Origin of the sequence: Planctomicrobium aquicomposti (genome assembly GCF_051466325.1) — a bacterium.
Taxonomy (GTDB): domain Bacteria; phylum Planctomycetota; class Planctomycetia; order Planctomycetales; family Planctomycetaceae; genus Planctomicrobium.
Genome location: NZ_CP195792.1, coordinates 3,196,062 through 3,217,212 on the forward strand (window position 1 = coordinate 3,196,062; position 21,151 = coordinate 3,217,212).

The following is a 21,151-nucleotide window of genomic DNA, read 5'->3' on the forward strand; positions in this document are numbered from 1 at the left end:
ATGACCGGCAAAGAACGATTCCTGGACATCCGCAGGCTTAAAATCCGATTTCGGTCAACTTCACCCGATCCGCGTACAGTCGATCCAGACGCGATTTCGAGTAGATCCGGACCACTTCGTTGTTGTAGAGGATCCGCCCCTGATCGTCGGTCGTCAGCAGTTCCTTGATTTCCGGCAAGGCCTGGCCGGCGTACAACGCGGCAAACGTTTCCGGATCGACTCCCCGGCCTGATTCCAGATCTTCTTTCGCGTTTCCGCCGCCGCTCAAAATCAGGAAGCTGTTGGCACCTTTGGTGATGGCTTCATAGCGCCCGGCGCCGCGGAGACCTTCCATCGCATCTTCCAGCTTCTGGTAGGCTGCGCGGATTTTTTTGGCGTTCTCCTCGCTGACATCCACCTTGCGGTCATCGGCGGCATGCGTTTCAAACGTCAGCCGGTCGCTGCCGCAAAGATATCCGACTCCCAACATCAGACTGCCGAATGCGATCGTGCGGAGACGTGTCATTGTCTGCCTTATCAGAGCAGGATGCTCTGGCCTGGGTCTGCTCGATGGGTCACGATCCTGTCAGATCGTCCGGGCCCGCGAGACAGCGTTTCGTGAATTAAATGCTCTCGAATCCGACGGCAGCCACTCGGCCGTTCCGGATCTCAAGCAGTTCCGAGTTTCAGGATAACGCGAGAGTTTGCCGCCTCACAACGATTTCCGAGCGGTCAGGCGGCTTTTCTGGCCGCAGGGACGTGTACCGGCGCCGCTTCGCCCGACATTCCCGATTTCGCGGGCTGGGACTTCTGCCGATTCGCCGGATTGAGGTGAAAGCTCAACGTCAGAAACAGGATTGAGATTCCCGCTGCCGCCACGCAGCCCACAATCGCCAACTGGTTGTCCGTCAGAAATGAGAACAATGCCATCCTGGATCCCTCCTCTCCGGCGCATCAACGCGCCGGTCCGGATTGAATTTCCGCGCTTCTCCCGGTCTCCTGTTTCGGTCGCCAATCAGGCGCGACTGGACTGCGACTGCGGTCGCTGCACCGGGTTCACTCGCCCGCCGCAGATTGTGCGAGTGGAGCCTTCTGTAACGGTTGCAGGCTCTCTGAGGAATCGACCAGACGGGGGAAGGGCGGCACGCACCAGAGGTCAGTTCTCCCCCCCCAAGCTTGTGTGGGTCCGGCGGACTTTTACGCGTCCGCGTTTGCTTCGATGACAGAGTCCGCTTCATTCGGCTTAACCCCGACATCCAGCAAAATCGCCACCTGCAGATCTCCCATCACATTCACCGCCGAGCGAATCCGGGCGATGAGGAAGTCGATACTGTAAATCAAGGGGATCGCAATCTGGATGGCTGATTCCGGCAGCTTCGCCGCCTTCAGAACGAGAGCGAGGATCATCAGGCCGGAGTTGGGAATCCCGGCGATTCCCATGCTGCCGACGAGGGCCGCCAGTAAAATGGTGATCTGCTGACCAATCGACATGTCCATGCCCATCGCCTGGGCGACGAACAGGGCAGTCATGGCTTCATAGAGCGTCACACCGTCATTGTTGAAGTTTGTCCCCACACAAGCAGAAAGTCGCGAGGAGGAGTCGCTCACCCCCAAGTGCTTCAGCGCCTGAAGAGTGAGCGGCGAGGTTGCGAGGCTGCTGTTCAGGGAAAAGCCGGTCAGAATCGCACCGCCTGCTTTCTGGAACAGCTGGACCGGTGAGATCCCCGCGAACAGCCAGATGCTTAGCGGGTAATAGATGAGTGAATGGACAGCCAGTCCGCAGCACATCGAAAGCAGAAAAACCCCGGCCATCTGCAAGACCCCCCAGCCGGTGCTGCCGATCACTCCCGACACGGCCAGACAAATGGCAATCGGCGCGAATTCGATCAGCCAGAGCAGCAACTTCAGCACAATCTGAAAACAGGCGACGATCACCTGATCCAGTGCTGCCATCGACTGCTGCACTTCCGCATCGCCCGCGTGCTTGAGCGCTCGCATGGCTCCCCCGATACAGATCGCCAGCATGGCCACCGCCAGCACCATATTCTCGGTGAAGGGCTGCAGAATGCTTTTCGGAATGTGGGAGCGAACCAGATCCAGGGGCGACAGCGAGAGGTCTTTACCCGCTTCCAGCGACGGAACTTCAAGACCATCTTTCGCTTCGGGCCCTTCCACTGGGATTCCGCCGGGAGTCTCCGCCGCTTCCACCTGCTGGAACTGGGAACTCCAGGCCTTCCCCGGCTGCCAGACATTCAGAATGGTCAGCCCCACAGCAAACGCGGCGATGATATTCATCACGCAAATGACGAACATCTTTCCCCCCTGCCGCCGCGTGATGCTTGTGCGGACAAACGCGTCGACGATCGCGAAAAAGACCAGCGGCGTGGCCAAAGCGGTCAGCAGCTGCACATACAGACCAGCGACCTGGCCGGAATCAGCGTTCGTCCACCCCCAGAGAATCTCACGTTGCTGAAACGTGAACCCCAAAATTGCGCCGAAGATCACGCCCAGAATGACCCGAATGTAGAGCGGCAGACGAAAAAACACGGCGGAACCCTCTGAGAGACAAACGAATCGCGAACCGGAGCCGGCAGCGGTCGAATGAGGATAGTGTCCGTCAGCATAATTTGTAGGCTGCGGCAAAACGCAAGCAGAGTCGCAGCCGTCCCCAGGTGAGACGATCCATCGTGACCGCGTCAGTCGAATCCCTTGGGAGAATCTGAAGTAGGTGCCGCTCCCCGAACCCTTCGCTTGTCGCGTCAGACCACTGACGGGCAGAATTTGCAGTCTTCAGTGGAATGCGAGAACTGGCCCGGACTGCGAGGGCCACGCCCCAGTCTGAGGGTGACAGGGTCATCCCACCGTGACAGGCGGCGCGGCAGAACGGTCTGCGAAAAAGAGGATGACCGCGCAAAAATAAGCCCCCGGTCAGCGACCGAGGGCTTGCGATTCCCTGCATCCGGGATGGCTAGGTCAGATGCCGGGAATATCCAGCTTCTCTTCCGACGCAATCTTGCGGATCTTCTGCATCGCCCGGGATTCGATCTGGCGAATGCGCTCTTTCGTCACGTTGAACCGGCTGCCGACCTGTTCGAGGGTTTCCGGTTCGGTTCCCCGTTCCAGGCCATAGCGGTGCATGATGATCGCCTTCTCCCGTTCATCCAGCTGCTGCAGGATGGACATGATCATCTGATGCTGCCGACTGTTGGTCACTTCGTCACTGAACTGGCTGCCACGACCATCGTGGGAGAACTGGAAGACTTCTTCCGTCCCCGTCCGGAAGCGATCCAGAATCTTGTGCTCGGCCGGAATCGACCGGGCATAGTTCTTCATGATCGCCCAGCTGGCGTAGGTCGAAAACTTGTTCCCCTTCGTGTAATCGAACTTTTCAATTGCACGAATCAGCGACATGTTGCCGTCACTGACCATTTCGAAAAAATTGGTCGTCGGCTTCATGTGCTTTTTGGCGATCGAAACCACCAGTCGCAGGTTGCTGCGGATGAGAAAGTTTTTCACTTCCACAGCCTGTTCCAGCAGCTTTTCGACGTCGTCGAGTTCTTTCGTCCGGGGACGGCGACCTCCGACGTCATTCTGCAGCTGGGCTGCCTTGAATTTCAGGTAGTTCATCTTCCGGAAGTAATGGGCTTCCTCTTCACGCGAGAGCAGCGGCACCGTGTACAGGCTGGCCAGATACGGGGGCAGCCCCGGCGGTGAACGCAACGCTCCCCCTTTCCCGGTCGGACTGGGAGCCGGGCCGAGAATCACTTCATCCGCGTTGGGCAGATGGAATTCCGGACTGTCCATGTAATCGACCGGACGATCCGTCAGCAGCTGTGCCCGCATTTCGGAAATGATCCGGTAAATGCTGGTCTTGGTCCGGCAGTATTCTTCTGCCAGCAGGTCAGCCGACATTCCCTGGCTGTACCGCTGGTAGATTTCCTGTTTCCGTTCCAATGTCAGCGGCGACATGGCTCCCGGGAACACAGCGTTCTCGGGGTTGTCATTGTCGTACTGCTTGAGCGTGTAACGGATCGTCTCCGGCGAGCGATTGAACCACCGGGCCAGCCGCTTGCTGACCTCGGACGGGCATGCGCCATGTCGGACGAGTCGTCGGGCCTTCATTACAATCTCCTGCCGTTCCGCATCGGACAGCTGGGTAAAACGGGAGCCCCGGTCAATTTCGCTCCCATGCTCGTTCACAAACCGGTCGACAGACGACCGCAGGAAACCAACACGCGACCGCTTGCCGAATTTGAATCGCCGACTGACCAGTCCCCGCTTTCTCCAGCGGTCCACGGTCTTTGTCGACACCTTGTACTGCTCACTCAGATCATCCACGGTCAGCACAGGTTCGCCGGCGAGTTCCACCGGAATGTCTGCGCTCGCGGACAGTTCTTCCACAAACAGCGGCAGGTCGTGCTGCAGATCGTCTCCCCGAATCACAAGGTCAGGGTAGGCGTCCGGCCGATAGCCGGTGATCGCTTCGCAAAGGTCCTGGTAGCTGTAAGTTTCATTCTGGTCGACCGCCTCTAAAAACTTCTCGGCGCGATCCATCTGCTCCAGACGTTTGTCCAGAGGAGCGTAGCGCTTCTGCTGCTCGGAAAGTTGTTTGAGTGCGGGATGGTTGTACTTTGCAGTCATCTCTAATCCCTCCCCTACTAAGTCTTTCTGAAAACTGCGTTCCACCTGCAACGGAAGGCCAGCTCACTGGCAGAAAATGAATAAAAGGAAATCAATTCGTGCAGGCTTCACTCTCAATACGCAAATTAGACGCAGTCCTCTCAAGGAAAGTTCGTACACGAAGAAATAATTTGAAAAATTCTTCGGTGCTGCGTAGTGAAAAGAGATGCAGAGGGCGTGCCGCCAGCGAACCAATTCAAATCACGTTTCGCATCGCATTACTTACAAATGCTTTACAGCGATTTCCCAGTCGAGAGGACACTTGGGCCCGTCGGCAGCTTGAGGGAATTTGATTCAAAATGAGGTGCCATGCGTTGTCGATTTGACGAAACACCCCGTGCGCGCTGACTCGAAATCGGCCAATTTTGCCGGAGAAGTTGGCTCAAGCGTTTTAGTGGCAGAGCACTTTGAACCCTGATCCAACCAACTTTCGCGGCCGCAGCTGGTCATTCAGCGGGTGGAAGCCGGGATAGGCGGGCCCGGCCAAAGAAGATCTTGCCCCGAACGTCTCAACCGCGATCCTCAGGGGCTCTGAGAGAGACTGTCCCCAACCGGTCAACAGCAGGGAAATGAAGCAGGGGCGTGAGCAGAATCTCAACGCAACCTATTTCGCTATCTCCACTTCCTCAACAATCACAGCTGCTGGGGTGGCCTGCGGGGGAACGCCCCGGACTTTCAGCACGCTGGCGATGCCCACCACAAAAAACGAGAGCACAATGCTCACGAGCAGCCAAAACCCCGCGTTTTTGCGGATCCCTTCAAAAGCACGGGCCCGACCGACCAGTGCGGAAGCATAAAAGAAGACCACCATCGCCAGCAGGATCTTGATTCCCATCCACATGTGGTAGAAGGAATCTCCCTTGTGGAGCGGTCGCATGACGACCAGATAGTTGTAGAATCCGGTCACGATCAGCAGCGTGATCCCCAGATGGACGAAGTACTTCCAGCGGCCAGTCACGCCAGCCCGCAGCTTCTGATGCTGTTCCTCGTCCAGCTGTCCGGCAGCCGGCATCAGCAGAAACCGCGTAAAAACCGCACCGCCGAACAGAACAATCGCGGCGACGATATGAATCACGCGTGACGAGACGACGACTGGGTCAACGGACATCAGGCTCGATCCTTCCTCGGGAATGTTCGCAGGTTTATAGCAGACCGGAAATTGATCGTCGAACTTGCCCGGGTTGGATTTGCCAACCGAGATTGTTTCCATTACTCTGTGCGATTCCTCAGCGGTCGGACGGCGAAGGAAATGCCTGTGTCCGAGGTCCCGCTGGACTTTCACCGGTTTGGACAGAAGAGTCGTTTCGAATGTTCGCGATCATTGAAGACAGCGGTCATCAGCTGCGTGTAGAAGAAGGCCAGTTGCTGGCGATTGACTTTGTCGCCGATGCCGAAGTCGGAAAGAAGCTGACGTTTGACACCGTGCTGCTCGCCAATGGCGGGGGTGCCAGCCTGATCGGCGCACCGACGCTGAGCGGCGCTGTCGTGGAAGCGGAAGTGGTCGACCCGGTCGTCAAAGGGCCGAAGCTGGAAATCCAGAAGTTCCGCCGCCGCAAGAATTCCCGTCGCCATACCGGCCATCGCCAGAAATACACCGGCGTGAAGATCACCTCGATCAAGGTGCCGAACCTCGAGATCGTCAAGAATACCGAGCCGGCTGCCGCCGAAGCCAAGTAATTCGAGTGGCGACAATTCGCCGAAGTGCGCATGCGCTCTCCCGCCTGAGTTCTCAACGAGCCGGGCTTCGGGGAGCGCTTCGTCGTTTCCGGAGATCGCTCGTCGCGCGATCTCTCTGCTCTTGATCACGCTCTGAAGCGAGTCTGCTCATGCCGACTGTCCGCACCCGCTTTGCTCCCTCGCCGACCGGCTACATGCACATCGGTGGGATGCGCACCGCCCTCTTCAACTGGCTGTGGGCCCGTCACAACGGTGGCCAGTTCATCCTGCGGATCGACGACACCGATCAGGAGCGGAATATCGACGCCGCCCTCGATCCGATTCTGAATGCGTTCCGCTGGCTGGGGCTTGACTGGGATGAAGGCCCCGAAATCGGCGGTCCCTACGGTCCGTATTTTCAGTCGCAGCGACTCGACAAGTATCGCCAGGCCTGCGATCAGCTGCTGGCCGCCGGACTGGCTTACAAGGATTTCGATCCTCCCGCGGTCGCTCAGGCCGATCGACAGGCGGCTGAGCAGGCCAAACGTCCTTATCTCAACGTTCGACGCTCGCTGGAGCTGACTCCCGCTCAACGGGACGACCTTGAACAGCGGGGAGAGCCGTACGTCATCCGGTATCTGATCGACCGGACGCGCAAAGTGGCCATCGACGATCGGATTCGCGGGCACGTGGAATGGGACTGCGGGCTGATGCCCGACCCGGTCATCATGCGCTCAAGCGGGATGCCCCTCTACAACTTTGCGAGCGTCGTCGATGACGCTGCGCTGCAAATCACGCACGTGATTCGCGCGGAAGAACATCTCACCAACACCGCCGTTCAGGCCTTGCTGTTCGAGTCGCTGGGACATGCGCTGCCGGAGTTTGCTCACATTCCATTCGTGGCCGCTCCCGGCACCAAGGAAAAGCTCAGCAAGCGGGAAAAGAACCTCGAGAAATACCGTAAAAGCCCGCAATTCAAAAAGCTGTTCGACATCGCGGATGACGTCCTCCCCAAAATCGGCATGGGAAGTTCTGCCACGCTGAATCCGGTGATGGTCAGCTATTACGACGCGGTCGGCTTTCTGCCCGACGCGGTCTTCAACGGCCTTTCCCGGCTGGGCTGGTCGCTCGACGACAAAACGGAAAACATGTCGCGCGACTTCATCGTCGAGCACTTCACCCTCGATCGGGTCGTCAAAGGACCGGCGGGACTCGATCCTGACAAGCTGCTTTCCTACCAGGAGTACTGGATGGGACAGCTGCCACTGGAAGAAAAGGTCCGCCGCTGCCGCGACTTCCTTGTGCGTGCCGGCTTGCTGAACAACGCCCAGATCGACGATGTCTACCTGACTCGTGTTGTCTCCGCCCTCAATGATCGGTTGAAACTCTGCAGCGACATCCTCAGCTACGACGAATACTTCGTGGCTGACGACCAGATGACCTACGACGAAAAGGGCTTCGACAAGCGCCTCCGTCAGGCTCCCCGAAGCGTTGAACTTCTGAGAAAATTCCTCGAAGTGCTGCAGCAGACCGACGACTTCACCGCCAGCGCACTCGAAACGGAATTCAAGGCCTGGATGGAACGGGAACAAATCTCCTACGGCGAGATCATTCACGCGCTGCGGATTGCGGTCTCAGGAAAGACCGCCGGGCCGGGGATGTTCGAATGCCTTGAACTGCTCGGCAAAGAACGGGCGATCACCCGCATTCAGAGGACGCTGCAACGGCTTGTCGACTGACGCACCCAAGACACCGTTCGAAGCCGAGGTCGGAAAATCTGCTCGACGGCGAGGCACTGAAAGTTATGATTGGGAGGTAACTCCTCCTCAACCCGTGCTGGAAGTGGACGATGTCAGACGGCCTTCCGAATCGCGAACTCCTCGAATCGACTCATACCTTTCCGTGCCGGTACACGTTCAAGGCGATTGGCACAGCCGATGACCATTTTGTCGGCCGGGTTCTGGCGGCGGTTAAAGTTCACCTGCAAGAGCTGGCGGAACCGTCTTTCTCGTGCCGTGCGACCGCGACCGGAAGACACATCAGCGTGACAGTCGAACCGGAGGTCGATGGAGCCGGCCACATTATCGACATCTACCGGGAACTTCAGGGGGTCGATGGGCTGGTCATGCTGCTCTGATTGCGGCCGATGCGTCCTGCCAGGCGCCTCGATCCTGTCAAATATGCGGACTCCGGAAAGACTGCCGCCGGTCCAATCCCAATTCGTGGAGACGGAACAGATCATCGCTTCCAATCTGGTGAAACGGCTGTCTGTGTGTCATGATTGAGAGGAGCGGAATCCTTTATTTCGGCCGACGGCAGTTGGGAGTCGTCCGCATTCGACGTTTGCTGTCCAACCTGATCGCTACGATGTTCCTGTGGGGAGCCTGCGCTCTGTACGGAGCAGAGGGGACCACTCCGCCGGAAAATGCCGGGAAAATCGACCGGCTTGTCGACCAGCTCTCGGACGGTAACTTCCAGACCCGTCGACTCGCTCAGCTGGAACTGGCCAAAGAGGCAGCGCAGAACCCCGAATTTCTCGCGGCGGTTATTCCCAATGCTCCTGAAGAAGAGGCCGTTCGTCTCGTCCGCGTGCTGGAGGGGATTTTCCTGCAGCATTCCGATCACCTCGGAGATCGGGCCGAGCGCGTACTCGACAATCTATCCCTGACCAGCGGAGTCGCTGCTCAGGAAGCGGAAGCGATTCTCCTGGAACATACACGGCTTCGGCAGTCCCGGGCCCGCAAGGCGATTGAAGAGCTCGGCGGCCAACTGGTGTTTATGCCCTCGACTGATCCAGAACTACTGGCGGCTCGCATTAACAATCCTCCCGATCGACTCAAGGGAGAGGTCCTGCCGGTGTTATACGGCATTTGGCTGCATCATAACTGGAAGGGGACCAAGGAAGACCTCTGGCATTTGACCCGTTTCTCCGCCTGTCCCTCGCTGCATCTCTATACCATCACCGGGAACCAGATTGCGGTGGATGATCTCCTTCCCCTCGCGTCGCGCATTCGCGGGCTGACAATCGAACAGCGCGGCGCCTGTCTGGGAATTCGCAACGATCCCACCACGACGGCCTGCATCGTCAAAGAGATTGTCCCCGGAGGTGCTGCCGCCCGGGCTCAACTGCTTCCCGACGATATGATCCTGCAGCTGGACGACAAGAAGGTCTCCAGCTTTTTCCACCTGGTGCAGTTGCTGCAGGAACACGAGATTGGCGATCAGGTGACGTTCCTGGTTCGTCGACGCTTTGAAGAAATCGAAATTCCGGTGACCCTGACCTCCTGGCGTGAGGGACTGGCCGAAGATCGGCGGTTTGCCGCTCCGCCTCCCTATTTCACGGGGCCGTGCGGTCCTCAGCCGCCAAAGTCCGCTCCGCCACTGTTGAATCCCTCGCAGGCCGAACCGCTCGAGACGGTCCGCTGAAGCGGTGGCTCTTTCCTGTCATCGCGCAGCGAACGTTTCGTCTCATGAAATGCGAATTTCCTCGGGGCGGGCACGGGTCGGAAAGCCACGATTCTCTCAGCGTTTCGTTCGCTCAGAGAATTCCGTGCAGCGGTCCGCCGGGGGCTGCCAGTCGATCGACCCGCTTTGTCACGGCCGGATCTTCGATGAGTGGGGGTGCATGATGCGGCTTCCTGCGGGCGTCGATCACCAGCGTCCCGCGACATCCCCAATGCTTGTGATCGGTGAACGCTTCGACGCCGTCGATATCGTGAGCGGGATTGGAACGCGTGAACGTGGTCCAGAGAAAGTTGTTAAGGTTCCGCGCGGCAAACTCGCTGTCATCGACCAGCACGCACAACGGAAACTCGTTGAGTGGATGCCCCCGGTCGATCGCCCGACAGAACCACGACAGGCGATCATCATCAGTGTTCCGGAATTCCGGAGCTGCGATCGTGATGACTCCCGGCAATGGGACGGCCGGATTGCGAAATCCCTCCGGCAGCGGCAGGTTCAACGGCGTCTTCCGCGGCAACGATCGACGTACCTGCCCCGCACACGCAATCACGACTTTGGATCCGGCATTGAATCCATGCCCCGTGTAATCCAATGTGTCGATCGTCGTCCGAGTCTGAAAATGCAGGTCGTTTTCCCAATCGACGCGACAGAGAACATGCTCCAGAAACCGCGCGATGTTGTGCAGATCGAGAGCGGTGTCATCTTCCCCCGCGGCGATGATCAGATATTTGGCCAGAGACAACTGTCCTTGTCCGAGGATGGCGTTCGCCTGTGTCAGGATTTCCTGCGGACGACGGTCGCGAGCATACGGTACATAGCGTTCACTGCCGATGGCCAGTAGCAAGGGATGCACTCCGGCGGCATCGACCGCGTGCACCGCCTTGACGCCCGGCAGGACACTCGGAATTGCCGGTCCTGTGATCTCGTGAATCAGATCCCCGAAGCCGGTGTCTTCCTGTGGCGGTCGCCCCACGACGGTGAACGGCCAGATCGCGTCCGCACGGTGATAGACACGATCGACATTCACCACCGGAAAGTCGTGAATGAGGCTATAGTAACCGAGATGATCCCCGAACGGACCTTCCGGCAGCTGCACCTCGGGATCAATCGTTCCGGAAAGACAGAAGTCGGCCTCGGCGATCAGCGGCAATCCCCCCGGCTGGCGGACGAGTCGAACACGTCGCCCACCCAAGGCTCCGGCGAATGTCAGTTCGGAGAGTCCTTCCGGAAGGGGCATCACGGCGGAGAGAATCAGCGACGGCGGACCTCCCACGAAAATGTTGACTCGCAGCGGTTCTTTGGCCTTCAATGCCGCAGCATGGTGCACGCCGATACTGCGATGAATCTGATAGTGCAGGCCGACCTGCCGGTTCCCTGCATAGGAATTGCCCGCGAGCTGCACCCGGTACATTCCGAGATTCGAGTTCTTCCAGCCCGGAGCATCGGGATGTTCGGTGTAGACCGCAGGCAGGGTGATAAACGGTCCCCCGTCATCCGGCCAGGACTTGAGCTGCGGCAGCTCATCGACCCGGATCTGCCCATCGAGAATCGGACCGTGCGAGACGTACCGGGGGCGCATCGCCCACGCAGCGGGAAAGGCTTGCGCGTAACGCCACGGAGCTTTGAGAGCCCGTGACGGATCGACCTTGAGTTCGACGAGCCGTCGCATCTGTTCCAGCGTATCGCGAAACAGAAACCGGGCCCGCTCGGGAGTGCCGAACAGATTGCTGATCATCGGAAAGCGGCAGCCTTTGACCCGCTCGAAAAAGAGCGCTGGCCCACCCGCTGCGTAAACCCGCCGCTGAATTTCGGCCGCTTCCAGATTCGGGTCGATCTCTTCCGGAATCCGCACCAGTTGTCCGGTCCGCTCCAAATCCAGCAGACACTCCCGAAGATTCCGATAACCCATTGCAATCTTTCTCAAACTGATCGGCCCCCTTAGCTTCGCAGCCGACGTCATCTCAGGAATGGAGGCGGGACACATCATAAATGGTCCCGTTCCCGATGGGAGGGACCCTTCGCAGTAAATTGGCACGGTCTATGGGAATTGAGACGACTCCAAGGAACCTCCCCGGAAAATTCCATTCCGGAAGCGCCCCGCGGGACAAAGCCGGTTTCGGGTCGCCAGTGTGTGCGTTCCCGCATACAATGCAGTGAACGCCAAAACACGAAGGAATGTCATGCGCGGCCCGGGAATTCGCCTGAAACTGGATATTCGTCGACTATGGCGTTGCCCTGTCTGCCACTACGAGCGGAAAGCCCCCGCCAATGAAGTGGCGGTCCGCTGTCACTGCACCAAAGAGGGAACGTCGATGAAACTGGTGGAAGGCCAGCGCAAGGTGCGGCTCCCTTCCTCACCGATCGACATGTACATGCATTACGACGACCTGATGCAGGACGATGGTCCACCGCACCACGATCACGCCGAAGAGCAGGCCGCCGGTCTGGCTCCGGCGGTTCCTCCTTCGCAGGCGGTGCGCGACGAATTGAATGAGCTTCCCCCCGAAAGTGGCTCGACCTGATCCTGACAGGACAGGTGCCACACCGGGATCCCGTGACTGCTGGAGTTCTGCTGATGCCCATGTTTGAGTTTTCCCGCTGGGACGGATCACAGAGCTTCAGCCCCCAGTCCGCAGACCAGATCTTCGACAAGCTGTCGGAGTACCTGCTGCAGTACGGCGACGAAGTCATGCCCAATCTGGAAAACTGGGAGCAGGAACATCCCGATGTGGTCGACATGCTGATCAAGCGGGGGCTGGTCGAGAAAGATCGCGAGGGGAAATACCACGTCACTCCGAAAGGACTGAAGCGGGTTGAGAACAAAGCCATCGAATCTCTGTTCAACACGCAACAGCGCGACAAGCTGGGCCGGCACGACACCGAGCATCGCGGTGTCGGGCAGACCGTGCTCGATGAATCGAAGCCCTATGAGTTCGGCGATCCGGTTTCCAATCTGAACCTGCACGACACGCTGAAAAATGCGCTGCATCGGCAGGGAGGGGGCTCACCGATTCAGATCCAGGAAGAGGATCTGGTCCTGTACGACACCGAATATCAGACCAGCTGCGCTACGGTCGTGCTAGTCGATATGTCGGGGAGTATGACCCGCTACGGAAAGTATGGAGCCGCCAAGCGGGTCGCGCTGGCGCTGCAGGGGCTCGTCCGCTCCCGCTACCAGTCCGACTTCCTGCAGGTGATCGGTTTCTCAACATTCGCCACTCCGATGACCGAGCGCGAGCTGCTGAACTCGGCTCCCAAGCCGGTCAGCATCTACGATTCTCACGTCCGAATGCGGATTTCGCTCGACAGCCCCCCCGCATTCGTTCCGGAGCACTTCACCAACATTCACGCCGGCCTGCAATATGCCCGGCGGGTTCTTCGTCGACAGCCGGCAGCCAATCGCCAGATCATTCTGATCACCGATGGCGAGCCGACCGCCCACGTGGAAGGACGCGACGTGGTGCTGATCTACCCTCCTGCAGAAAAGACAGCCCGACTCACGTTGTCGGAAGCCCGACGCTGTGCCAATGAAGGGATTCAGATTTCCAGCTTCGCCCTGATTGAAGATTATTTTTATCTCGGGCTCGTGAACTTCGTGGAGCAACTGGCTCAGGTGACCAGGGGGATCAGCGCCACCTGCAACGCCGACGACATGGGGAATCTGGTGGTCCAGAGCTTCGTCAAAGGTCGCCGTAAACGGACACGTGCCTGACACCTCCTTCGGAATTTTCCCTGCCCGCTCCGGTCTGCCCAGTTCCAGCTGTCACAAAGAAGGCGCAGCGCGTATCTTAGGGTGAAGGTCCCGCTGCCGGAGGCAGACACCGACCGAGATTCTGTTTCCAACTTCGTGGAACTTTTTCGGTCTCAGGGGACTCTAAGTCGGAACCTCGTCCGGGCGACTGTCGTTTCCCGGCCTGTCGCGGAATCGATATCGAAGGAATGTCATGTCACGTGTCCTACGTGCCTGTCTGGCCGTTCTGGCCCTCTGCTCCTCTGGTTTTCTCATCTTGAAGGCTGCCGAGATGCCCATCGCTCAGCCCCGTCCCAAAGCTGCCGAGCTGGAGAAAGCGGGCAATTTCAAAGAAGCGTACGACCTCTACGAAAAACTGCTGCTCGATCCCGCCGCGACCGGACAGGTCGTTGCCGATGACTTGCTGGCTGCTTCCCGCTGCCTGCAGAATCTCCAGCGAACCGGCGAAATCGATCCCCTCCTGGGCAAGGTGGTTGAGCTGCATGCTGCGAACCCCATCGTGCTGTGGCGCGCAGCAAAGATCCTGGCTGACGGGACACACTACGGCTACCTGACCGCGGGCCAGTTTACTCGGGGCGATGCTCGAGGGGGGGGCATGTTCGTCGATGTCAGCGAGCGGGACCGCGTTCAATCCCTCCGCTGGCTGAACACGGTTCGCGAGCAGATTCCCGAGTCGTGGACGGCGACCCAGAAGAGCGACTTTTATCGCGACTTCGCCAACATTCTCTTCCAGAACCGCAGCTGGAAGCTGCAGATTTTAACCGATCTGGCACAGCTCCCCGATTACCCGACTGTTGAAGAAAGTTCCGGTCGGGGGAGGCGTTTCGGCTGGCGCCCGCAGCCGCAAGGGGCCCCGGTCGATGAAGCGGGCAATCCGATCTTCTACAAGGTTCCCGCAGACTTCGATGCTGCGCAGAACGACGGTGAACGTTGGCGCTGGTGCCTGCAACAGGTGGTGGAGTATCAGCCCGATCGTCTCGTCGAAACGCAATTGGAATTCGCGGCCTTTCTGAATGAACAGTTCGGGGTGCAAACGCTGGCCCGGTGGGGGGGCTCACTTCCGCGAAGCGAAGAGAAGAATGACACGCAGTCTGCGCTCTGGTCTTTGCCCTCGCTCAATGAAAATGAAACGATCGCTTATCTCGCGAACGGAGTAAAACGGTTCACGCTGCCGGACGAATTCAATCCGATTCGCATTTACCGCGACGTTGTTCAGGCACAGGGAACCCCCTCCGCGACGATCAATGCCCTCACCGCACTGGGAAGGATTTTTCAGGATCGACAGCAATACGAAAAGGCCGCCGGCTTCGTGCGGGATCTGACGCAGAGACAGACCGGATCCTCCCAGGAATCGGCTCAGAAATGGCTGAATCAGATTGTCGGCAACTGGGGTCAATTCGAGCCGAACATGAGTCAGCCGGCGGGCCGGGGAGCCACGCTGGAATACCGTTTTCGCAACGGCAACTCCGTCACGTTCGAGGCGACGCGACTCAAGGTTCCGGAACTGATCTCGGATATTAAGACCTATCTCAAATCGCAACCCAAGCAGTTCGATTGGGAAAAAATCCAGATCGACGACATCGGCGCCCGGATCGTCCAAAAGAACGAAAACCGATATCTCGGCGAAAAGGTCGCGACCTGGACACTGCCGCTCGAGCCGCGCGCCGGCCACAATGATCGGCGTGTCACCGTCACCACCCCGCTGCAAAAGGGAGGGGCCTACCTCGTTACAGCCCGGATGGCCAACGGCAACACGAGCCGGATTGTCGTCTGGCTGAACGATACCGCAATCATCAAGAAGCAGCTCAACAACAAGGTGCTCTACTATGTCGCCGATGCGGTCACCGGTGCTCCGGCCAATCATGCGAAAGTCGAGTTCTTCAACTGGACACAGAACTATGACCAGCAAGGCCGCAGCTCGCGGATTTCATTCAACGAGTTTGCGGAATTCACATCGGCCGACGGCTTCATCACGCTCACGAACAAACTGCAGTCGAACAATTATCAGACTCTGGCAGTGGCCCGGACCGAGCAGGGGGGCTTCGCGTTTCTTGGCTTCAGCAGCCTGTGGTTTACTGATCGGAATGAATACGACTACCAGGAGACCAAGGTCTACGTGATCACAGACCGTCCGGTCTATCGCCCTGACCAGAAGGTGGAGTTCAAATTCTGGGTCCGTGAAGCCCGCTATGATCACCCGGATCGGACCCGCTTCGCTGGTGCCTCATTTACCGTGACTCTGAACGATCCGCAAGGAACGGAGATCGACAAGAAAACGTTTACGACCGATGAATTCGGCGGAATCTCCGGAAGCTTCCCACTGCCTAAGCAGGCCGCGCTCGGAACATATCAACTACTTCTCTCGGGCAATCCCGATGGCCGGCAACAGATCGTCGGTACGAATTCATTCGGGGTGGAAGAGTACAAGAAGCCGGAATTTGAAGTGACTGTCGATGCGCCGAAAGAACCGGTTCAACTCGGCGACAAAATCACCGCGACCATTCGGGCGAAATATTACTACGGTGCTCCGGTCGCCCAGGGCACTGCCAAAATCAAAGTCGAGCGTTCACAGCACGATGCCCGCTGGTTCCCCGTCGACAGCTGGGACTGGCTGTATGGCAACGGTTACTGGTGGTTTACTCCGGAGACCACTTGGTATCCGGGATTCGGCAAGTGGGGTTGTTTAACTCCCTCGCCCCTGTGGCGTCCGTGGAGTGCCGATCCCCCCGAGTTGGTGCTGGATCGCGAAGTCCCGATCGCTGCGGATGGCACGATCTCGATCGAGATCGACACGGCGCTCGCCAAACTACTGCACGGAGATCAGGACCATGAATACAGCGTCACCGCCGAAGTGACCGATGCTTCGCGCCGAACCATCGTCGGCAAAGGCAACGTACTGGTCTCGCGAGAGCCGTTCAAAGTCTTCTCGTGGACAGATCGCGGCTATTACCAGGTCGGTGACACCATTCAGGCCAGCTTCCAGGCCCGCACCCTCAGCGGCAATGGCGTGGAAGGGACGGGCACCCTGCGTTTGCTCAAGGTGCGTTACGAAGACGGAAAACCCGTTGAAGAAACGGCTCAGGAATGGGAACTCAATACGAATACGGACGGATTCGCCAGCCAGACTCTCAAGGCCAGCCAGCCGGGACAGTATCGTCTGTCATATAAGCTCAAATCGAAAGCCAACGGCGTCGAACTTGAAGGGGGCCAGCTGTTCGTCATTCGTGGGGAAGGTTTCGATGGCTCGCAGTTCCAGTTCAATGATCTGGAAATCATCGCGAACCAGAAGACCTATCAACCGGGGGATAAGGTCAAGCTGTTGCTGAACACGAATCGACTCGGTTCCACGGTCCTGCTGTTTGTACGTCCGGTGGGTGGCGTCGCTGCGGGGGCACCCCAGGTGTTGCGGCTCAAGGGGAAGAGTACGCAAGTCGAAATCGACGTCCTGCAGAAGGACATGCCGAACTTCTTCGTGGAAGCGGTCACCATGGCGAATGGCAAGCTCCACCAGCAGGTGAAGGAAGTGGTCGTTCCCCCGGAAAGCCGCGTTCTGAACGTGGAAGTGAAGCCGTCAGCGGAGAGTTATCTCCCCGGCGCCAAGGCTGAAGTTGATGTCAAAGTCACCGGACCGGACGGTAAGCCGTTCCAGGGGTCACTCGTCCTCAGTGTGTACGACCGCGCCGTTGAATACATCTCCGGCGGCTCCAACGTGACGGATATTAGAGAGTTCTTCTGGAAGTGGCGCCGACATCACAATCCCCAGGCAGAGAGCAACCTTGCACAGCGCTTTGACCAGTTGCTGAAGCAAGGGGAAATTGCCATGTCGGACTTGGGTGTCTTCGGTGGGTCCGTGGCCGATCGTGACGACCAGAGAAACCTGAGGGCGGGCGGGCCGATGGGCAGGAGAGGCAATGCTCGTTCTGGGGGCGAATTCTGGTCACAACTCCAAGACGTAGAAAACGCGGCTGCGCCGAGCTTCGGCAGCTTTGATCCCGCGATACCGATGGCAATGAAGGCTGGAGGAATGGGGGGGCAACCCGGAGAGGAAGCCGAGGAGGTGGTCGTCCCCGTCGTGCGTACCAACTTTGCCGACACCGCTTTCTGGAAGGCCGACCTGCTGACCGATGCGGAGGGACTGGCCCGAGTCACCTTCGACATGCCCGAGAACCTCTCCGCCTGGAAGATGCGGGCATGGGGGATGGGAGCCGACACCAACGTCGGTGAAGGGACTGCAGAAGCGGTCACCCGCAAAAACATTATCGTGCGGCTGCAGGCACCCCGGTTCTTTATCGAGACCGATGAGGTGGTGCTGTCGGCCAACGTTCATAACGACCTTGATGTCGAAAAACAGGTGCAGGTCGAGCTGCTGCTGGAAGGGGAAACGTTGAAATGGCTGGCTGACTTCCGGGGCGATCCCCGTTATTCGCCGATGACCACTACCGTCACCATTCCGGCCCACGGAGAAACCCGCGTCGACTGGCGGGTCAAGGCAGTCCAGCCCGGCACTGCCAGCATCACGATGAAAGCGCTGACGGACGTGGAGTCAGATGCGATGCAGATGTCCTTCCCGGTCAGCGTGCATGGCATTCTGAAAACCGAATCGTACAGCAATGTCATCCGGCCCGATGCCGAGAACACCACGATCAAATTCACTGTTCCCGAACAACGCATTCCTGAGCAGTCGCGGCTGGAGGTTCGCTATTCTCCGACACTTGCCGGCGCACTGGTCGACGCGTTGCCGTATCTGGCCGAGTATCCTTACGGTTGCACGGAACAGACCCTGAACCGCTTCCTGCCGACCGTCATCACGCAAAAAATTCTGCTGGAGATGGGACTCGACCTGCAAGCGATTCAGGAAAAACGGACCAATCTCAACTCTCAGCAGATCGGGGACGATGCCGAGCGCGCTAAGCAATGGAAGCGTTTTGACCGGAACCCGGTCTTCGACGCTGACGAAGTCGCTGCCATGGTCAAACAGGGTGTGCAGGACCTGACCGCCATGCAGTGTTCGGACGGGGGCTGGGGCTGGTTCTCCGGTTACGGCGAACATTCGACTCCGCACACGACCGCTGTCGTCGTTCACGGTCTGCAGCTGGCGTGGCACAACGATATCGCCATCACTCATGGCGTGCTGGAGAACGGAATCGCCTGGCTCAAGAATTACCAGACCCGGCAGGTCGAACTGCTGCTGGAAGGGGAACGGCATGAGAAAGATCCGAATCGCAAGCAGGCTTACAAAACAGCCGCGTCGAACATCGATGCACTGATCTTTACCGTGCTGGTCGACGAGCAGGTCCACGATGCCGAAATGCAGCGATTCCTGTATCGCGACCGGCTGTCGTTGTCCCCTTACTCGCAAGCGTTGCTGGGGATCGCGCTGCACGATCTGCAGGCCATCGAACAGCGGGACATGGTCATTCGTAACCTCGATCAGTTCATCAAAGTCGATGATGAAAACCAGACCGCCTACTTCGACCTGCCCAACCAGAGCTACTGGTGGTCGTGGTACGGCAACACGATCGAAGCCAATGCCCAGTACCTGCGACTGCTGACGAAGGTGAATCCGAATGACCCCAAGGCTGCGGGACTGGTGAAATATCTGATCAATAACCGCCGCCACGGGACCTACTGGAACAACACGCGCGACACGGCTTACTGCATTGAGGCGCTCGCAGATTATCTGCACGCCACCAAAGAGATGCAGACGAATGTGCAGGTTGAAGTGTGGCTCGACGGCGAACTGAAACAGACTGTCGAGATCACACCAGCCACGCTGTTCACCTTCGACAACAGTTTTGTGCTGGAAGGATCGGCACTCACCGCCGGCGAACATACCCTCGAACTGCGTCGCCGCCCGCTGGGAGTTGCCTCTTCGCCCCAGGCGAATCTGTATGTGAATGCCTACGTCACCAACTTCACCAAGGAAGATCCCATCACCGCGACAGGGCTGGAGATCAAAGTGGGCCGCAAGTTCTACAAGCTGACTCAGGACAAGACCGCCACAACGGACGTTGCCGGCAGCCGGGGTCAGGCCTTGAATCAGTCGGTCATCAAGTATGATCGCACCGAGCTGAACAACCTGGACCGTCTGGAGAGCGGCGACCTGATCGAGGTCGAGCTCGAAATCGATTCGAAGAACGATTACGAGTATGTCCTGTTCGAAGACTACAAGGCCGCCGGCTTCGAACCGGTCGATCTGCAAAGCGGGTACACCGCAGGCGGACTCGGGGCCTATGTCGAATTCCGCGATGAGAAAGTGGCCTTCTTCCTGAAGTCACTGGCTCGTGGCAAGCACTCGGTCAGTTACCGCCTGCGGGCGGAAATCCCGGGAAAATTCAGTGCACTGCCGACGATGGCCTCTGGAATGTACGCACCGGAACTGAAAGCCAACGCCAATGAACTGAAGCTGCTGATCGAAGACCGGCCGGTTCATTCCGCCGGAAGTGCCAACTGAATCGAGACTGAGGACGACATCTTCCGTCCCTAAAGACAGCCCTTCCGTGGTCTGCGACCCGGGAGGGCTTTTGTCGTGCGCCCGGTGCGATAGGGAGCGCACTTGTTACCGCATCCACCAGAGGTCAATCGCTCCCACCGCAAACAAACCGAGACTGATCAACGCGTTGATATTAAAGAACGCCACGTTGATCCGGCTCAGGTCATCCGGCTTGACCAGCAGATGTTCATAGATGAGCAGCAGACCGACGATCACCACCGCGGCCAGAAACAGCAGCCCCAGCCCGGAAACTTTCCAGAACGCCAGCAGACAGAGCATCGTCAGCAAATGGCTGGCAAAGGCGACCCGCAGGGAGTTTTTCGCTCCCAGTCTGACCGGTATGGAATTCAGCCCCAGTTGCCGGTCGACCTCAACGTCCTGCAGTGCGTACAGAATGTCGAAGCCCCCGACCCAGAAGAAGATCGCCGCAGCCAGCCACACTGGAACCCAGCTGAGCCCACCGGTAATCGCAATCCACGCCGCGAGCGGACTGAGCATCAGGGCAGCGCTCAGCCAGTAGTGGCAGAAACTCGTAAACCGCTTGGCGTAAGAATATCCGAGCAGAAACAGCAGCACCGGGACCGAGAGCCAAAGGGGCCACCGATTCGGGAGGAACAGCAGTGTCGAGAGGACGAACCCGACCACACAGACGAGCGTGAAAACCAGCACCATTTGCAGGGAAAGTTTTCCGGCAGGCAGGTGCCGCTGCGCCGTACGAGGATTGCGGGCGTCGAACTTACGGTCAACAATCCGATTGAATGCCATCGCAGCCGAACGGGCAAACACCATGCAGAGCAGAATTCCGGCCAGCTGCTTCCAATCAAAGCCGACTTCACGCCAGGCCAGGAGCGCTGACAGCAGCGCAAAGGGAAGTGCGAAGACGGTGTGGCTGAAGCGGATCAATTCCAGGAACTGCCGGACGCGCTGCCAGAAACTCACGGGTGTCGTTTCAATCACTGCATTCATGAATCGTTTGAGCAGGTGGCTCTTGAAGGTGTTCGCACAGGGTGACAGAGTCGCCATCCCCAGCCCTGACCGCAATCTCACTGGATGGGGCAGGAAATTTCCGGAGGTTTCCGACAGAACGGAAACGGTCTTCTCCAAACCGAGCGCGGCCAACGGCTCGCAGT

The 21,151-nt window shown here is 58.5% G+C and carries 14 protein-coding genes; 7 read left to right on the forward strand and 7 right to left on the reverse strand.

Annotated elements, in window-relative coordinates; genetic code table 11:
* Positions 1–37 precede the first annotated feature (37 nt).
* From SH664x_RS12355 to SH664x_RS12375, 5 genes are all read right to left on the reverse strand, one after another.
* On the reverse strand, positions 38–505 hold the full coding sequence (locus SH664x_RS12355; RefSeq protein ID WP_437201328.1) for a hypothetical protein: 468 nt from the start codon (positions 503–505) through the stop codon (positions 38–40).
* A gap of 206 nt (positions 506–711) precedes the next feature.
* Positions 712–909: a hypothetical protein gene (locus SH664x_RS12360; protein WP_437201330.1), complete on the reverse strand. Its 198-nt coding sequence runs from the start codon at positions 907–909 to the stop codon at positions 712–714.
* A gap of 267 nt (positions 910–1,176) precedes the next feature.
* Positions 1,177–2,526 carry a dicarboxylate/amino acid:cation symporter gene (locus SH664x_RS12365; RefSeq protein ID WP_437201332.1) on the reverse strand — a complete coding sequence of 450 codons (1,350 nt, stop codon included), beginning with the start codon at positions 2,524–2,526 and terminating at the stop codon, positions 1,177–1,179.
* 426 nt (positions 2,527–2,952) lie between these two features.
* Positions 2,953–4,620 carry a sigma-70 family RNA polymerase sigma factor gene (locus SH664x_RS12370; RefSeq protein ID WP_437201334.1) on the reverse strand — a complete coding sequence of 556 codons (1,668 nt, stop codon included), beginning with the start codon at positions 4,618–4,620 and terminating at the stop codon, positions 2,953–2,955.
* A gap of 643 nt (positions 4,621–5,263) precedes the next feature.
* A complete protein-coding gene (locus SH664x_RS12375; RefSeq protein WP_437201336.1) occupies positions 5,264–5,767 on the reverse strand; it encodes a DUF2269 family protein in 504 nt (167 codons plus the stop codon).
* 200 nt (positions 5,768–5,967) lie between these two features.
* Between SH664x_RS12375 and rplU the strand changes: the two genes are divergently transcribed.
* The 4 genes from rplU (at position 5,968) to SH664x_RS12395 (ending at position 9,741) form a co-directional block, all read left to right on the forward strand.
* Positions 5,968–6,336: a 50S ribosomal protein L21 gene (gene rplU / locus SH664x_RS12380; RefSeq protein ID WP_437201338.1), complete on the forward strand. Its 369-nt coding sequence runs from the start codon at positions 5,968–5,970 to the stop codon at positions 6,334–6,336.
* Positions 6,337–6,485: 149 nt separating this feature from the next.
* Positions 6,486–8,054 carry a glutamate--tRNA ligase gene (locus SH664x_RS12385; protein WP_437201340.1) on the forward strand — a complete coding sequence of 523 codons (1,569 nt, stop codon included), beginning with the start codon at positions 6,486–6,488 and terminating at the stop codon, positions 8,052–8,054.
* Between the two features lie 110 nt (positions 8,055–8,164).
* On the forward strand, positions 8,165–8,452 hold the full coding sequence (locus SH664x_RS12390) for a YbeD family protein (RefSeq protein WP_437201342.1): 288 nt from the start codon (positions 8,165–8,167) through the stop codon (positions 8,450–8,452).
* Positions 8,453–8,592: 140 nt separating this feature from the next.
* On the forward strand, positions 8,593–9,741 hold the full coding sequence (locus SH664x_RS12395) for a PDZ domain-containing protein (RefSeq protein WP_437201344.1): 1,149 nt from the start codon (positions 8,593–8,595) through the stop codon (positions 9,739–9,741).
* Positions 9,742–9,853: 112 nt separating this feature from the next.
* On the opposite strand, the gene SH664x_RS12400 is transcribed toward SH664x_RS12395, so the two are convergent.
* Positions 9,854–11,686, reverse strand: a complete 1,833-nt coding sequence (locus SH664x_RS12400; protein ID WP_437201346.1) for a UbiD family decarboxylase — start codon at positions 11,684–11,686, stop codon at positions 9,854–9,856.
* Positions 11,687–11,957: 271 nt separating this feature from the next.
* On the opposite strand from SH664x_RS12400, the gene SH664x_RS12405 reads away from it, so the two are divergent.
* The 3 genes from SH664x_RS12405 (at position 11,958) to SH664x_RS12415 (ending at position 19,982) form a co-directional block, all read left to right on the forward strand.
* Positions 11,958–12,299, forward strand: a complete 342-nt coding sequence (locus SH664x_RS12405; protein ID WP_437201348.1) for a hypothetical protein — start codon at positions 11,958–11,960, stop codon at positions 12,297–12,299.
* Between the two features lie 53 nt (positions 12,300–12,352).
* On the forward strand, positions 12,353–13,489 hold the full coding sequence (locus SH664x_RS12410; RefSeq protein ID WP_437201350.1) for a VWA domain-containing protein: 1,137 nt from the start codon (positions 12,353–12,355) through the stop codon (positions 13,487–13,489).
* A gap of 232 nt (positions 13,490–13,721) precedes the next feature.
* Positions 13,722–19,982: an alpha-2-macroglobulin family protein gene (locus SH664x_RS12415; RefSeq protein ID WP_437201352.1), complete on the forward strand. Its 6,261-nt coding sequence runs from the start codon at positions 13,722–13,724 to the stop codon at positions 19,980–19,982.
* A 105-nt stretch (positions 19,983–20,087) separates the two neighbouring features.
* On the opposite strand, the gene SH664x_RS12420 is transcribed toward SH664x_RS12415, so the two are convergent.
* Entirely contained in the window at positions 20,088–20,987 is a 900-nt protein-coding gene (locus tag SH664x_RS12420) for a UbiA-like polyprenyltransferase (RefSeq protein ID WP_437207226.1), read from the reverse strand.
* Positions 20,988–21,151: the final 164 nt, after the last annotated feature.

Bases quoted from the DNA above. Each gene is read 5' to 3' on its own strand.
- rplU (WP_437201338.1), top strand. From the start codon at position 5,968: ATGTTCGCGATCATTGAAGACAGCGGTCATCAGCTGCGTGTAGAAGAA.
- SH664x_RS12375 (WP_437201336.1), bottom strand. From the start codon at position 5,767: ATGTCCGTTGACCCAGTCGTCGTCTCGTCACGCGTGATTCATATCGTC.
- SH664x_RS12360 (WP_437201330.1), bottom strand. From the start codon at position 909: ATGGCATTGTTCTCATTTCTGACGGACAACCAGTTGGCGATTGTGGGC.
- SH664x_RS12420 (WP_437207226.1), bottom strand. From the start codon at position 20,987: ATGAATGCAGTGATTGAAACGACACCCGTGAGTTTCTGGCAGCGCGTC.
- SH664x_RS12405 (WP_437201348.1), top strand. From the start codon at position 11,958: ATGCGCGGCCCGGGAATTCGCCTGAAACTGGATATTCGTCGACTATGG.
- SH664x_RS12410 (WP_437201350.1), top strand. From the start codon at position 12,353: ATGCCCATGTTTGAGTTTTCCCGCTGGGACGGATCACAGAGCTTCAGC.
- SH664x_RS12385 (WP_437201340.1), top strand. From the start codon at position 6,486: ATGCCGACTGTCCGCACCCGCTTTGCTCCCTCGCCGACCGGCTACATG.
- SH664x_RS12395 (WP_437201344.1), top strand. From the start codon at position 8,593: ATGATTGAGAGGAGCGGAATCCTTTATTTCGGCCGACGGCAGTTGGGA.
- SH664x_RS12400 (WP_437201346.1), bottom strand. From the start codon at position 11,686: ATGGGTTATCGGAATCTTCGGGAGTGTCTGCTGGATTTGGAGCGGACC.
- SH664x_RS12355 (WP_437201328.1), bottom strand. From the start codon at position 505: ATGACACGTCTCCGCACGATCGCATTCGGCAGTCTGATGTTGGGAGTC.
- SH664x_RS12390 (WP_437201342.1), top strand. From the start codon at position 8,165: ATGTCAGACGGCCTTCCGAATCGCGAACTCCTCGAATCGACTCATACC.
- SH664x_RS12415 (WP_437201352.1), top strand. From the start codon at position 13,722: ATGTCACGTGTCCTACGTGCCTGTCTGGCCGTTCTGGCCCTCTGCTCC.
- SH664x_RS12370 (WP_437201334.1), bottom strand. From the start codon at position 4,620: ATGACTGCAAAGTACAACCATCCCGCACTCAAACAACTTTCCGAGCAG.